The organism is Methanobrevibacter smithii ATCC 35061, assembly GCF_000016525.1.
GTDB classification, from domain to species: Archaea; Methanobacteriota; Methanobacteria; order Methanobacteriales; family Methanobacteriaceae; genus Methanocatella; species Methanocatella smithii.
The window spans coordinates 643857-657344 of the sequence record NC_009515.1; the positions used below are offsets into that span (position 1 = coordinate 643857).

Here is a 13488-nt window from a genome sequence, read left to right on the forward strand (position 1 = left end):
AAATTTTGTTAAATAAATAATAAATCTTTTTGAAAAAAGAATTTAAACTTCAGCACCATTTAAAGCATGGCGACAAGGACAATCAAAATCGTCGTCTAAATTCCTGATGATTTCATAAATCAATTCAAGCAAATCTGATTCTTTAGCCTTAACCATTTCAAATACTTCATCAATGGTCAAGTTATCTTCAGAAATGCCTGATGCATAATTTGAAACTATACAAATGGAATTGTAACAAATTGCCCTTTCACGAGCCAATGTTACTTCAGGAACTCCAGTCATACCTACCAAATCCCCTCCAAGAAGTTTGAACATTTTGATTTCAGCAGGTGTTTCAAATCTGGGTCCCTGTGTACACACATATGTTCCGCCAGTAATAACTTCCCCACAGTCAGCCATTATATCCCTTAGACGACTGCAATAAGGTTCAGTTACATCTACATGAACAACATGGTCTTCAAAGTATGTCTTATCCCTGTTTTCTGTAAAATCTAAAAAGTCATCGGGAATGACAAATGATCCAGGAGGCATTTCCAGATTCATAGACCCAACAGAATTGGTAGCTATTATCTGTGTAACACCTACATTCCTAAGTGCATCAATATTAGCTCTGAAATTGATTTTATGTGGAGGGATACTGTGTCCTGCAGCATGTCTTGGAATAAAAGCTACTGTTTTATTGAATATATCCAAAATAGAAACTTCAACTTCCCCATAGTCTGTTTTGACTAACTTTTTTTCAACACTGTCTGCCTTCTGAGTTATTTCATAAACTCCGCTGCCGCCAATAATTCCAATCATCTTATCTTATCCTTTTGTAACAGCTAACGGTTTTACTTTTGCAACAAGTTTAGCTATTCCTGTACTGTCAGATATTTTAACTACACTGTCCACATCTTTGTATGCCCCAGGTGCCTCTTCAGCTATTACATTTTCAGTTGTAGCTCTGATTTTTACTCCGTTTGCAGCCAAAGTGTTTTTGATTTCTTCAGGTTTGTAGTCTTTTTTAGCCTGTGACCTTGATAAAACTCTTCCGGCACCATGTGCAGTGGATCCGAATGTTTCTTCCATTGCTGTTTGTGTTCCATGCAATACATAGGATGCTGTTCCCATTGTTCCAGGAATCAATACCGGCTGACCAACTTCCCTGTATTTTTCAGGAATTTCTTCACTTCCAGGTCCGAATGCACGGGTAGCTCCTTTTCTGTGTACCACCAGTTTAATGTCATTGCCTTTGAATTTGTGTGTTTCCTGTTTAGCAATGTTGTGAGCTACATCATAAACAATGTCCATTTCCATATCTTTAGCGGATTTTCCTAAAATGTCTTCAAAGGTTTCCCTTATCCAATGAGTCATCATCTGTCTGTTTGCCCATGCATAATTAGCTGCAGCATACATAGCTTTTAAGTAGTCCTGAGCTTCCCTTGAATCAAATGGTGCACAGGCCAGTTGTCTGTCTGCAAGATCTATTTGGTGATTTTTATAAGCTTTATCCATTACTCTTAAATAATCAGAACATACCTGATGTCCGCAGCCTCTTGAACCGCTGTGAATCATTATTACAACCATTCCTTTTTCAAGTCCGTATACACCAGCCACTTCATCATTATATATTTCATCAACAACCTGAATTTCTAAAAAGTGATTTCCAGAACCTAAAGAACCAAGTTGAGGTATTCCCCTTCTTTTAGCTTTGTCACTGACTTTAGCTGAGTCTGCTTCTTTGATTCTTCCGTTTTCTTCTAAAACTTCCAAATCTTCTTTCCACCCGTAGCCATTTTCTACAGCCCATTCAGCTCCGAAATTTAAAACATCATCTATTTCATTTTCTTTAAGCTTGATTTTTCCTTTGCTTCCTACACCAGACGGAATGTTTTTAAACAATGCTTCAATTAATTCATCAAGCTTGTCTTCAATGTCTGCTTGTTTAAGATTGGTTTTTATTAATCTGACTCCACAGTTAATGTCAAAACCTACTCCTCCAGGAGAGACAATTCCATTTTTTTCATTGAATGCTGCCACCCCACCTATTGGAAATCCATATCCGAAATGAATGTCAGGCAGACCGATTGCATATCTGTGAACACCTGGAAGACATGCAATATTTACAATCTGGTCAATAGCCCCATCTTCCAAAGCTTCAAAACTTTCATCATCAAGATACAATCTTCCAGAAGCTCTCATTTTTTTATTAACGCTTCCTGGAACTTCGTATACGTTATCTCTAACTTTTTTAATGTTATCTTTAATACTCATAAAAATCACAAACTATTTTATAATATTTATAATAGGACAATAAATAATTTTTTGGTAGAAAACAGAATGAAATTAATAAAAAAATTACTCCAAAAAATAAAATCGGCAACAAAAAACCTCTTTTTTACAGTCTAAAAAAAAACAAGTTAAATGAGGCCATAAACCTCACCGGCAAATTGAGAAAAATAAAATCTCTTAAAGATTAATTGTTTATTTACAAAAGCTTTATTAAGAAAATTTTTATTTTCTAAATAAAGCAGATATTCCTGCAACCAACAGCAGCAATGCTCCAAGAACACCAAAGAAAGTAGATCCCAGCAGAACCAAGATTGCAGAAACAATAAACAGGAATCCTCCAACATCACTATCTTTAAATACATGAATAGATGCAAAAATACCTAAAAATGATCCAAGAGTAGCTATAAGTCCTAAAAAGGATGTTGCTCCAAATCCAAAACTTCCAATCAATAAAATAAATGAACTAGAAACCAAACTTACAAGTGCCCCTAAGCCACCTACAATTAGTTCAAATATTCTTGAAACTGATTTTCTTCTTTGCATATTTAATTATTTAACTATAATTCATTATATATGTTTTCATAAATCAACAATTGCTGAAAGTTTTACAGCATTCCCCTCAACAATATTCATTTTGTGAAATGTTATTGCCTTAACTTCATCGCCGCGGTAATGTTTATCCCAATTAATATCTTCGCCTTCAATTGTTGCATTTAAGTGATATCCGTCATCTATTTTATCAATCATGACTTTAAATTCTGAAAATAACATGAATTCTATTTCATGCAAAAATAAAAGTTCCTCTAAAAAATCATATAATAATGAAACTTTGTCTTCCGAGGTTATTTCAAATGATTTGGAAGTTATTGGATTTATATTATCTGTTTTGGAAATTATATTAAATAATGCCAATCCTGCATTTTCAAAAGCTTCGTTTAAGTTGTTTCCATATGCATAAAATCCAATATCTGCAGTTACATCAAAAAATTCAAATTTTTTCATAGTTTTTTTCCTAAAATATTACTTTTCAAATGGGGTGTCTCTCTTTCTTTATATTACACTTTCAAACAATATTAATTTAGCGATGTGATAGAAATGTTAAAAAATTCAGATACCACAATAAAAGCTGATTTAAGAAAGAAAAGTTCTATAATGGATGAAATAGAATATAGTAACTATAATATTCAAGCTTGCATGGTGATACTTGTTATAATGATGGTATTGCTTTTATCAATAATCTCTGTTGTAACTGCGCAAAATCCCAATTTAGTATAATTGGTTTTTTCTGATTATATGCTACCAAACCCTTGGCGCAGAAAAAGCATTAGATCAAAACAGGTTGACCCATGCAAAAATCTAATGTTACAGAGATGATTAATATGAAATTTGATTCAGATATGAAGTTTTGTCAGTCATGTGCAATGCCCATGACTGAAGAATTATACGGCAGCAACAAAGACGGCAGTAAAAACGAAGATTACTGCATTTACTGCTATGAAAATGGTGAATTTACAGCAGATATATCTATGGAAGAAATGATTGATTTTTGTGTTCCGAAAACTGTCGAAAATACAGATATGGATGAAAAAACAGCTAGAAAAATGTTAAATGAAGCATTTCCACAACTTAAAAGATGGAAATGAATTTCATAATTTGAAATCACATGGGTTAAAACGTAAAATAATTTCTCTGGAATTTCCTCTTGATCCTTTTCCTGTGAATTTTGTATCAACTAATCTTAAAAACTCCAATTTTTCAAGGGTTCTGTTAAAGGTAGCATAACTTACATTTTCTTTTTCTTTAAACAGTTCAGATAATTCTCCAGCTGTGAAAATCTTATCTGAATCTGAAATTATTTTTAATAATGCCTTTTCGGTGTCATTTAATGATTTTAAAGTTTCTGAGATTTGCACTGAAACTAAAGAATCAACTGCTTTTTGGAAATGTTCTTCAGTGATTTCTCTAGAGGCATCAGCCTCAGCAATATTACCGCAAGAGCGTAAAAGATTGATACCTACTCTCAAATCACCTACATCATAGGTATGCATAGCTACCAATTCCAATATTTCATCACCCATTACTCCCGGGAAAAATCCTGCATTTACCCTGTCTCTTAATATATCTTCAATTTCTGAGTAAGTATATGGCTGAAATGTAATGTCCTGAGGTATGAAAACCGTGTTTACGTTTTTATCAAAGGCATATCTGAATTCAAGATCAGACAATATTGCAAAAATTCCGGTTTTAACACCAGGATATTCTTCATATGCTCTTAACAAATCATAAAATACTTTATTAGCTGCCTTACTTTGGAACAAATAATTGACATCATCCAATGCAACGATTAATGCTTTTTTATCTGATTGAAGTTTATGCATGATCTGGTCATAAATTCTTGAAAATGGAACTCCTGTTTCCGGAGGAATATGGCCAAACAACTTTTTGTATATTTGTGAAAATATTCCAAAACGTGTTGTATGAAGCTGACAGTTTATATAAACACAAACAACTTTTTCTGTAGTCTTTTCAACTAATTCAAATACTTTTCTGATAGCTGTTGTTTTTCCGGTTGCACATGAACCTAAAACAACGGAATTTGATGGTTGACCTCCACTTATAGCCGGTCTGATTGCCATTGCCATAGCTTCCATTTGCCTGTCCCTATAATTATAATTTGGAGGCACATAATCTGGATCAAAAGCATTTATATTTTGAAAAAGACTTTCATCATGCATTAAAATATCTTCAATTCCCATACTTATCATTTATATTTAAACTATTATAAAAAAATTATTATGACTTTAAATTAATAATTTTAACGTCCTCATTATCGTCAATCCACTTTGTAAACAATTCTGCATACTTCAATTTTTTTGTTTTGATTTCATCAGCCTTTGCAGTCTCTTCTGCAATATTCGGTCTTGAATATTTGGTTACAACATCTCCAAAATCCATTCCTGCCAATGTCAATTCACTGGCTCCAAGTGCAATAGCTAAAAACATTGCCCTGTCCCCGTCTGTAAATCCTCCAAAATTATAGAGGTTTCCATGTGACTGAGCTTGTGTTGTTCCTAAAACATTATCGAAAAATGGAGTGTAATTTCGTACTGCATCCATGTTATTTCCATGACCGTGAATAACTAAACTTGCACCATGTGCATTTGCATATAAAATATCATTTATTTTACCGTCCAAATCAGTAGCTATTATGTCCGGAACTATTTTTTCTTCAACCAGAGCTGTTGTTGCCCCGTCTGCAGCTATTAAAACATAATCTATCAAATCATAGTTTTCTTTTATTTTTTTAATATGCTCTTTTAGAGAAGGACCTGCTCCAAATACTATGAATTTAGTGGAAAAATCTACTTTTTCATGCAAATCCTCCAGTGTTAAACAGCCTTGCTCAAAAAGAATGTCATCCAATACCTGGGCAGTTTTTTCATCATCTTTTCTTTCAAATCCGAAATCATCCAATATTTTCCTATAGTAAGTTTCCCAAAGACCAAAATCCATTTTAAAACACCTTTACATATGAATTTAGTTGCAAATTATTAATATTTTTTATTCCTTATTAACAACTCTAATGTCCTTACCTGTAAAATATCTGTACAAATCATGAAACTGCCTTACAACAAAACCTGTACATGCAGCCGAGATTATTGTACCTGCACTTACACTTCCCAAAACATCACCTAAAAATATCCAGCATAAAATAACTGTTATTATCACCATTGATGAATCAATGCATATTTTAACTGATGAGAATTTCCTATCTGCAGCTATGGCTATTGCCTCTATAAGACCTTCTCCAGGAAGAGGTGCAATATTTGCAGGCATCATTATTAAAATCCCTACAGCTATAAGAACTATGCTTAATGCAAGCATTAAAAATTTGCCCATTAATGAAAGGTTCTGAATCGGTGCCATTACCCCCAATGAAAAATCGACAAAGTATCCGAATAAAAAAGCACTAACAAGCTGAAGAAGTCTTTTCGGATGATACTTGTCTTTCAAAATTGGTTTTTGTATAAAAATAACTACCAGATAAAATAAAACTGATGAAAGCCCCACATCAATATTTGCAATTAAAGCTATTGCATAAGGAATTGAATTGATTGGAGTAACTCCCAATTCAGATTTGATTGAAACCCCTACTGCAAAAGACAGTATGCATACACCGATTATATAATATATTATTCTTTTAATTAACTCTTTTGTAATTTTAATTCTTTCATACCCCTAATTTTCTTTATTAACTACTGTAATTGACTTTCCGGTTATTTTTTCATACAATTCTGTAAGATATCTTATAATAATTCCAATGAATATTGCTGCAAGAATTGTACCTATATTCACACTTCCAAAAATATCCGATGTAAAGAGTCCGCAAATGATTAAAGATAACACAACCATTGATGTATCAAAACATACTTTGACTTTGGAAAATCGTTTATTATATGCCAAAGATATGGCCTCCACAACTCCTTCACCCGGAAGAGGAGCAATGTTTGCAGGCATATAATATTAAAATACCGACAGCTATTAAAAACATACTTACAATCAGCAGTGTAAAGTTAACATCCAAAGGCAGGCCCGGCATCGGAGATAAAATCCACAGTGAAAGATCTGTAAAATACCCGAACATAACTGTATTGATTAATTGCAAAAGCCTTTTTGCTTTAAATCTCTTTTTTAAAATTGGTATTTGCAAAAATACAAGAATTGCATTAAAAATAATTGTTGTAATTCCAATATTTACACCTGAAGCCAGTGTCAAAGAGTAGGGAATTGAGCTGATTGGTGTAACTCCCAAACCAGACTTTATTGAAAGGCCCACTCCAAGTGACATTACAAATAATCCTCCAACAAACAAGATAATTCGTTTAATCCACATTAAAATACCTCACATCTGTTTAAAATCTATTGTTTTTCCGGTCAAATAGCTGTTAAGTTTATGGATATATTTCAAAACAGTTCCAACAAAAACAGCTGAAAGAATTGTTCCAATACCTATGCTGCCCCCAATTACTCCTAAAAATACAAAGCAAAGCACTACAGAAATAACAAGCAGGCTAACATCATAAACAACCTTGGTTTTTGAGAAAGGCATATTAAATGCAATGGCCAATGCCTGAGTTACCCCGTCAACAGATACAGGAATAATGTTTGTAGGCACATAGAAAAATAATCCCAAAGCCACACTGAATATGCTTAGAAATGTCAGCAGCAGCTCAGAGAGGATACTGGTCGGATCCGGAATAAATCCCATCAGCCCAACTGAAAAAGTTGTGAAATATCCGAAGAGCACCCCCACAAAGACCTGCAGGAAGTGTTTAATCTTAAAGTCCTTTCCCAACAGTATCAGTTCTATCAAAACTAAAACTGCATGAAATATAATTGTAGCTTTACCTATTTCAATTCCCCAAATCAAATTTAAAGTATATGGAATTGAACTGACCGGCGTTGCTCCCAAATTAGATTTTATTGAAAAACCTATCCCCAAAGTTATGAACCATAATCCCAAAAGATAGTTAAATACCCTTTTAAAAGTCAATTTGTCATTTCCAAAAAAATCCATGTTATATTATATGTACTACACAATATTTAAAAACTATAAAAATAAGACATTTATATAGCTTTATCATAAGCTAAATCATAAAATTTATTTTTACATACGGAGGAAATTTTAAATGGATGAAATTTTATTAATGCTTCCAGGTCCAACAACAGTACACCCAAGAGTACTTAACGCTATGTCTCAAGCTGTTGTAAATCATAGAGGAGCTAAATATGGGGAAATCTTAACTGAAACCAGTGAATTAATGTCTGATGTTTTCCAAACCTCTAACCAATCCTATTTATTAACTGGATCTGGAACTGCAGCAATGGAAGCAGCTATAAGTAATGTAGTAAATTCCGGAGAAAAAATCTTAAATGTCGTAGGAGGAAAATTCGGAGAACGTTTCATGAAAATAGCTAATGCTCATGGAATTACCACCGAAGAATTAGCAGTAGAATGGGGAACTGCAGTAACTCCTGAAGCTATTAAAGCTGCTCTTGATGCTGATGAGGATATTAAAGCAGTATCTGTTGTTCATAATGAAACCTCAACTGGTGTAGCAGCACCTATTGAAGCAATCGGTAAAGTAATGAAAGACTACGATGCACTCTACATTGTAGATACAGTATCTTCCCTTGGAGGAGACTATGTTGATGTAGACAAATTCGGAATCGATGTATGTATTACAGGATCCCAAAAATGTATTGCAGCACCACCTGGAATGGCTGCCATTACATTAAGTGACGATGCATGGGCTGCTGCAGACAAAGTAGACTCCCACACTTTCTACTTAGATATGCAGGCTGCTAAAAAAAGTGGAGACAAAAATCCGCCACAAACTCCATACACTCCTTCTGTATCTCTAACTTATGCTATGAACGAAGCATTAAAAATGGTTATGGAAGAAGGATTAGAAAACAGAGTTGCACGTCACCACAAAGCTGCTAAAGCTAGCGTAGCTGCTTCAAAAGCATTAGGTTTAGAATTATTCGCAGATGAAAAAGTATCCTCAGCTACTGTAACTGCAGTTAAAATGCCTGAAGGCGTAACTGATGCAGAATTCAGAGGAACTACCCGTGACAAATACGGAGTGGAATTAGCTGGTGGACAAGACCACTTAAAAGGAAACATATTCAGAATAGGACATATGGGAAATATTTCCTACAAAGAATTGGTACAAACCTTTGCAGCTATCGGAATGACCTTAAAAGGCCTCGGTGCAATTGAAGATGCTGGTGCCGGAGTAGCATCCATTACAGAATCATACTTATGATTCTGCTTTTTTTTCTTTTTTAAATAGCTTTTATCAATTATAAAATAAAAACCTTATTTTTATAAAATCATTACTTGAAAAAGCTATATATGAAAATAGATTATTTACAAACCAAATCATCATCCAAATAATTTAATAGTTTGATAAATTTCTTTTTGCATTTACTTAATTCAGGACCCATAAATAACTATTTTAAAAAAAATGATTAATTAAAAATAAAAATTAAGTAATTCATCATTAATAAAAAACAATTAGAAACACTTAATATAAACATGTTATAAACTGTATAATATCTATTTAATGAATAGATTAATAACATGTGAAAAAAATTACTTTGAAAGGAGGTCAAAAATGTCAAAATTTTGTTTAAAATGTGGTGCTGAAAATAAAGATGAAGCACAGTTCTGCGAAAAATGCGGATATGAATGGAATACTCAAACAAAAGCACAAAACCATAAAAATGGAATAATAGATAAATTATTCTACAAAATTGATAAAAAAACTATGCAACGAAGAGTTTCAAAGGGAAAAACTATACTCATGATAATGATTATACTGTTTATATTACTAATCATCATAGGGTCAATGAGTCCTAGCACTCCTCAAACAAATCCAAAAATAACAGATTTAAGTATACAAAGTGAAGGTTATGGTGCTTATTCAGTCAGTGGAACATTAACCCCAGATAAGGATTATGATTATTTAGAAATGGTAGTTGTGTTTTATGACGATAGTGGAGCAGTAATTGATAAAAGCCCCTTAGTTTGGAATATGAATGATATACAAAAAGACCAAATAGTTAAAATAAATGGTAATGCTTATGTAAATGGTGACTCAACACCATCAAAAGCAGAAGTATATATTCTTGATAGTGCATTCGGAGGAAACGATTTATCAGATGCAATATATAACCAAACAATAACAATATAAGGTGAAAAAATGAAATTTTGTGTTTCTTGTGGAACTGAAAATGATGACAATGCTACATTCTGTATAAAATGCGGATACAATTTTGATGGAAAATCTGAAACTTCAACTAAAGAAATAACTGCAAATGAAACATCAAGAACCTTAGAACTAGTTTTAGGAATTATTGGTGCAATTTTTGGTTTGCTTGGTGGCGTGTTTGCAATAATGTTATCATCATTTGGAGGAACCGAAATATTTGCTTTAGGAATATCTGCACTTTTAGCATCCATAGTAGGGATTGTAGGATCAGTATATGTGAAAAATAATGCAAAAACTGGTGGAATAATATTAATTATTTCAGCAATATGGTTATTAATAAGTATTTCAGCATATGGAATACTCGGATTCATATTATTAGGTATTGCCGGACTAATTGCATTAATAAGAAAATAAATGAAGACAATTGTCTTCATATTTATTTTTAAATAATCTTATTTTATTAATTAGATAGTTAAAATATATTTAAAAAATTTAAAGTAAAAATATTTGCAACATTACTCTTAAATACAACTTAATTTAACTTATAATTCCAATTTTTTAAATTTAATTTACTAAACAAACAATTAAATTAAAAATTTTAAAAAACACTAAAACAAAATACAATAATTAATTTTTTTATATCTTCAAAACTGCATTATTTCTTTTTTTGATTTTGTGAAATTTTATCGAATATACTCGATAAATTTTAAAAAATAGTAAAAATTTCTTCCATACTCGATAAAAACCAAGCATTAAATAATATCATTTTTTAAAAATTCAATTATATTCATGTGTTTTATTCCAGTGTTTGAAAAATCCAAATTATCCATACTTAAAACATATTTTTCATAATCATCTCCGATTGCCCTTAGGGAACCGAATTCCCTTTTAACTGTTTCTTTACCTGACAACAAATAAGTAACCTGAATATAAATCTTTCTATCTGCTTTATTACAGACAAAATCCACTTCCTTACCATTTATATCTCCAACTTTTACTTCATAACCCCTTCTAAGCAATTCAATATAAACAATATTTTCCAGTATCTGGCCTGTATTTTCCATATCCTTACCAATAATAGCCTGGTTAAATCCATGATCAACCAAATAATACTTTCCATTGGTTTTTAATACTTTTTTACCTTTTAAATTTTCTTTTTTAGCTTCATGAATGAAGCACGCATTTTGAGAAAAAGACAGATAATTTAAAACCGTATCTGCAGATACTTTTAAGTTTTCATGCTTTAAATATTTGGATATTCCGTTAGCTGAAACCGACTGCCCGATATTTGAGATTATGAATGTTAAAATCCTGTTTAAAATTTCAGCATTTCTTAAATTATGTCTGGAAATAATGTCTTTTAAAAGTATGGTGCTGTAAATATCTTCCAAATATGAAAATTTATCAATGTCCTGCACCTGCTGTAAAGAAGGCATTCCCCCGTATTTTACATATTCATTAAACAACTGCAATTCTTTATTTTTGATATCTATACTGTTTATTTCTTTTTTATATTGTAAAAACTCTTTAAATGAAAATGGATAAACATCTATATGGAAATATCTTCCTGCAATTAATGTGGCCAATTCTCCAGAGAGCAGTTCAGAATTAGAACCAGTTATATAAATATCACAATCAAAATCTACCCTATATGAATTGATGCTTTTTTCCCAGCCCATAATATTCTGGATTTCATCAAACAGCAGATATAGTTTACCTGAAGTGTTTTTTATTAAATTATTGACGCACACATCCAATTCCATGAAGTTTTGGATTTTATTGTATTTTTGAGATTCAAATGATATTAAAAATATGTTTTCTTTGGAAATACCCTGTTCAATAAGTTCTTCTTTTATACTGTGCAACAGATAGGTCTTACCACTTCTTCTAACTCCTGTAATGATTTTAATTGGTTCTGTATTAATTAACCTTCTGATTTTTTCCAGATATAACTCCCTTTTTATCATTTGAAAACACCTGTTTTAAGTTATATTTTTAAAATATATAAATTTTATCGACTATACTCGATAAATTTTAAAAAATAGCAAAAATTTCTTTTATACTCGATAAAAATCAAGATTTCAAAATTACATTAAAATCATTATTTTATTGATTTAAGAATGTAAAATTGTTTTTAGAAAAAACTGACCAATTTATAAACTATAAAAACCAATGAGATATTGGATATCCAATAAAAGCAACAGGGGGTTTTAATCATCAACTATCACATACTGGACATAACATTAAAAGAAATAGCGAATACCTCAATAAATGAACTGTTAGAATTTATGAACATCGATTATGAAATTGTAGAATCAGCCAAAACAGAATTCAGCGAATTAAAAAATAAAAGATATCATCTGGACTACGTAGGTAAAACAAAAGACAAAATTTATATCCATATAGAATTTCAAGCAAGATTTCCAACAAAAAAGGAATTGCAAAGAATCTTCGCTTATGTCGCATTACTACATGAATACACCGGCTGTTTTGTTGAAACCTACATCATTTGTGTTCAAGCAATACCACACGACCAGATTATCCATCAGTACAGTAAAGACAATGTTTTTAAAATTAACATCATGTCCTTAAAAAACATTGACGGAAATAAAAAAATAAATAGTATAAGTAAAAAAATAGAAAACAACGAAAAACTAACACCAACAGAAATACTTGCTTTGAAATTAATGCCGTTTACAAGCTATAAGGAACCAACAGAAGAAATAACATTGAAAACTGCTCAATTAACCAATAAAATAACAACATTAACCATAGACGAACTTAACAACATCAAGTACATTCAACAGGCAGTATGTTCCAAAGTAATAAAAAAAGAACACCAACAACCAATAATGGAGGAAATAAAAATGAGAAACACACTATACGACCAAGCCAGAAAAGAAGGAATAAAAGAAGGAAAAACAGAAGGAATAAAAGAAGGAATAAACGAGGGAAGAAAAGAAGGAAGAAATGAGGGAAAAAATGAAATGAAAAATGAAATAACAAACGAAATAACAACACTAATTCAAAAAGGAAAACTACCCCAAGACACATTAAACCAAATACATTCCTTAAAAATGTAAAAAAACACCAGCAATCAATAATAGAGGAAATAAAAATGAGAAACACACTATACGACCAAGCCAGAAAAGAAGGAATAAAAGAAGGAATAAAAGAAGGAATAAAAGAAGGAAAAACAGAAGGAATAAATATAGGAGAAAATAAGAAAAAAACAGAAATAAAAAACGAAATAACAACACTAATTCAAAAAGGAAAACTACCCCAAGACACATTAAACCAAATACATTCCTTAAAAATGTAAAAATAATTCATAAAATAGGCTTGATAATAACTAAATTATTAAGCCTGAAATTTTTTTTAAATAAACAAAATATTTAATATTTGATAATTAATATTATAATTAACTAAAAAA

At 31.5% G+C, this 13488-nt stretch carries 16 protein-coding genes and 1 pseudogene; 7 read left to right on the plus strand and 10 right to left on the minus strand.

Features of this window, described 5'->3' with window-relative positions:
- Positions 1-42 precede the first annotated feature (42 nt).
- From mtnP to MSM_RS03350, 4 genes are all read right to left on the minus strand, one after another.
- Positions 43-801 (minus strand): S-methyl-5'-thioadenosine phosphorylase, encoded by a 759-nt coding sequence (gene mtnP / locus MSM_RS03335; RefSeq protein ID WP_004032424.1) that lies wholly within the window; start codon positions 799-801, stop codon positions 43-45.
- 6 nt (positions 802-807) lie between these two features.
- Complete coding sequence (locus tag MSM_RS03340; protein ID WP_004036471.1) at positions 808-2256, minus strand: RtcB family protein; 1449 nt, start codon at positions 2254-2256, stop codon at positions 808-810.
- A gap of 240 nt (positions 2257-2496) precedes the next feature.
- Positions 2497-2817: a hypothetical protein gene (locus MSM_RS03345; protein ID WP_004032428.1), complete on the minus strand. Its 321-nt coding sequence runs from the start codon at positions 2815-2817 to the stop codon at positions 2497-2499.
- 36 nt (positions 2818-2853) lie between these two features.
- Positions 2854-3276, minus strand: a complete 423-nt coding sequence (locus tag MSM_RS03350) for an archease (protein WP_004036467.1) — start codon at positions 3274-3276, stop codon at positions 2854-2856.
- Positions 3277-3369: 93 nt separating this feature from the next.
- Here MSM_RS03350 and MSM_RS03355 point away from each other — a divergent pair, with 93 nt between their 5' ends.
- Positions 3370-3549: a hypothetical protein gene (locus MSM_RS03355; protein WP_004032430.1), complete on the plus strand. Its 180-nt coding sequence runs from the start codon at positions 3370-3372 to the stop codon at positions 3547-3549.
- Between the two features lie 71 nt (positions 3550-3620).
- Positions 3621-3917: a zinc ribbon domain-containing protein gene (locus MSM_RS03360; protein ID WP_004032431.1), complete on the plus strand. Its 297-nt coding sequence runs from the start codon at positions 3621-3623 to the stop codon at positions 3915-3917.
- Positions 3918-3920: 3 nt separating this feature from the next.
- Here the strand turns inward: MSM_RS03360 and MSM_RS03365 are convergent, their stop codons facing one another.
- The 5 genes and pseudogenes from MSM_RS03365 to MSM_RS03390 form a co-directional block, all read right to left on the minus strand.
- Positions 3921-5039 carry an ORC1-type DNA replication protein gene (locus MSM_RS03365; RefSeq protein WP_011954033.1) on the minus strand — a complete coding sequence of 373 codons (1119 nt, stop codon included), beginning with the start codon at positions 5037-5039 and terminating at the stop codon, positions 3921-3923.
- Positions 5040-5067: 28 nt separating this feature from the next.
- On the minus strand, positions 5068-5787 hold the full coding sequence (locus tag MSM_RS03370) for a 6-hydroxymethylpterin diphosphokinase MptE-like protein (RefSeq protein ID WP_011954034.1): 720 nt from the start codon (positions 5785-5787) through the stop codon (positions 5068-5070).
- Positions 5788-5835: 48 nt separating this feature from the next.
- A complete protein-coding gene (locus MSM_RS03375) occupies positions 5836-6405 on the minus strand; it encodes a YczE/YyaS/YitT family protein (protein ID WP_011954035.1) in 570 nt (189 codons plus the stop codon).
- A 108-nt stretch (positions 6406-6513) separates the two neighbouring features.
- Positions 6514-7168, minus strand: a pseudogene (locus MSM_RS09060) (YczE/YyaS/YitT family protein).
- Between the two features lie 9 nt (positions 7169-7177).
- Complete coding sequence (locus tag MSM_RS03390; protein WP_004032437.1) at positions 7178-7852, minus strand: YczE/YyaS/YitT family protein; 675 nt, start codon at positions 7850-7852, stop codon at positions 7178-7180.
- 112 nt (positions 7853-7964) lie between these two features.
- Between MSM_RS03390 and MSM_RS03395 the strand changes: the two genes are divergently transcribed.
- From MSM_RS03395 to MSM_RS03405, 3 genes are all read left to right on the plus strand, one after another.
- Complete coding sequence (locus MSM_RS03395) at positions 7965-9107, plus strand: pyridoxal-phosphate-dependent aminotransferase family protein (RefSeq protein WP_011954038.1); 1143 nt, start codon at positions 7965-7967, stop codon at positions 9105-9107.
- A 351-nt stretch (positions 9108-9458) separates the two neighbouring features.
- Positions 9459-10037 carry a zinc ribbon domain-containing protein gene (locus tag MSM_RS08975; protein ID WP_052287717.1) on the plus strand — a complete coding sequence of 193 codons (579 nt, stop codon included), beginning with the start codon at positions 9459-9461 and terminating at the stop codon, positions 10035-10037.
- A 9-nt stretch (positions 10038-10046) separates the two neighbouring features.
- A complete protein-coding gene (locus MSM_RS03405; RefSeq protein ID WP_011954040.1) occupies positions 10047-10469 on the plus strand; it encodes a DUF4064 domain-containing protein in 423 nt (140 codons plus the stop codon).
- A gap of 338 nt (positions 10470-10807) precedes the next feature.
- Here MSM_RS03405 and MSM_RS03410 read toward each other — a convergent pair whose 3' ends face one another.
- Complete coding sequence (locus MSM_RS03410) at positions 10808-12022, minus strand: ATP-binding protein (protein ID WP_011954041.1); 1215 nt, start codon at positions 12020-12022, stop codon at positions 10808-10810.
- 321 nt (positions 12023-12343) lie between these two features.
- Here MSM_RS03410 and MSM_RS03415 point away from each other — a divergent pair, with 321 nt between their 5' ends.
- A complete protein-coding gene (locus tag MSM_RS03415; RefSeq protein ID WP_011954042.1) occupies positions 12344-13138 on the plus strand; it encodes an RpnC/YadD family protein in 795 nt (264 codons plus the stop codon).
- Between the two features lie 35 nt (positions 13139-13173).
- Entirely contained in the window at positions 13174-13377 is a 204-nt protein-coding gene (locus MSM_RS03420; protein WP_011954043.1) for a hypothetical protein, read from the plus strand.
- Positions 13378-13488: the final 111 nt, after the last annotated feature.

Excerpts from the sequence above, each read along its gene's own strand:
- MSM_RS03395 (WP_011954038.1), top strand. The coding sequence starts at position 7,965 with ATGGATGAAATTTTATTAATGCTTCCAGGTCCAACAACAGTACACCCA.
- mtnP (WP_004032424.1), bottom strand. The coding sequence starts at position 801 with ATGATTGGAATTATTGGCGGCAGCGGAGTTTATGAAATAACTCAGAAG.
- MSM_RS03390 (WP_004032437.1), bottom strand. The coding sequence starts at position 7,852 with ATGGATTTTTTTGGAAATGACAAATTGACTTTTAAAAGGGTATTTAAC.
- MSM_RS03340 (WP_004036471.1), bottom strand. The coding sequence starts at position 2,256 with ATGAGTATTAAAGATAACATTAAAAAAGTTAGAGATAACGTATACGAA.
- MSM_RS03405 (WP_011954040.1), top strand. The coding sequence starts at position 10,047 with ATGAAATTTTGTGTTTCTTGTGGAACTGAAAATGATGACAATGCTACA.
- MSM_RS03410 (WP_011954041.1), bottom strand. The coding sequence starts at position 12,022 with ATGATAAAAAGGGAGTTATATCTGGAAAAAATCAGAAGGTTAATTAAT.
- MSM_RS03370 (WP_011954034.1), bottom strand. The coding sequence starts at position 5,787 with ATGGATTTTGGTCTTTGGGAAACTTACTATAGGAAAATATTGGATGAT.
- MSM_RS03350 (WP_004036467.1), bottom strand. The coding sequence starts at position 3,276 with ATGAAAAAATTTGAATTTTTTGATGTAACTGCAGATATTGGATTTTAT.
- MSM_RS03420 (WP_011954043.1), top strand. The coding sequence starts at position 13,174 with ATGAGAAACACACTATACGACCAAGCCAGAAAAGAAGGAATAAAAGAA.
- MSM_RS03365 (WP_011954033.1), bottom strand. The coding sequence starts at position 5,039 with ATGATAAGTATGGGAATTGAAGATATTTTAATGCATGATGAAAGTCTT.
- MSM_RS03345 (WP_004032428.1), bottom strand. The coding sequence starts at position 2,817 with ATGCAAAGAAGAAAATCAGTTTCAAGAATATTTGAACTAATTGTAGGT.
- MSM_RS08975 (WP_052287717.1), top strand. The coding sequence starts at position 9,459 with ATGTCAAAATTTTGTTTAAAATGTGGTGCTGAAAATAAAGATGAAGCA.
- MSM_RS03355 (WP_004032430.1), top strand. The coding sequence starts at position 3,370 with ATGTTAAAAAATTCAGATACCACAATAAAAGCTGATTTAAGAAAGAAA.
- MSM_RS03360 (WP_004032431.1), top strand. The coding sequence starts at position 3,621 with ATGCAAAAATCTAATGTTACAGAGATGATTAATATGAAATTTGATTCA.
- MSM_RS03415 (WP_011954042.1), top strand. The coding sequence starts at position 12,344 with ATGAACATCGATTATGAAATTGTAGAATCAGCCAAAACAGAATTCAGC.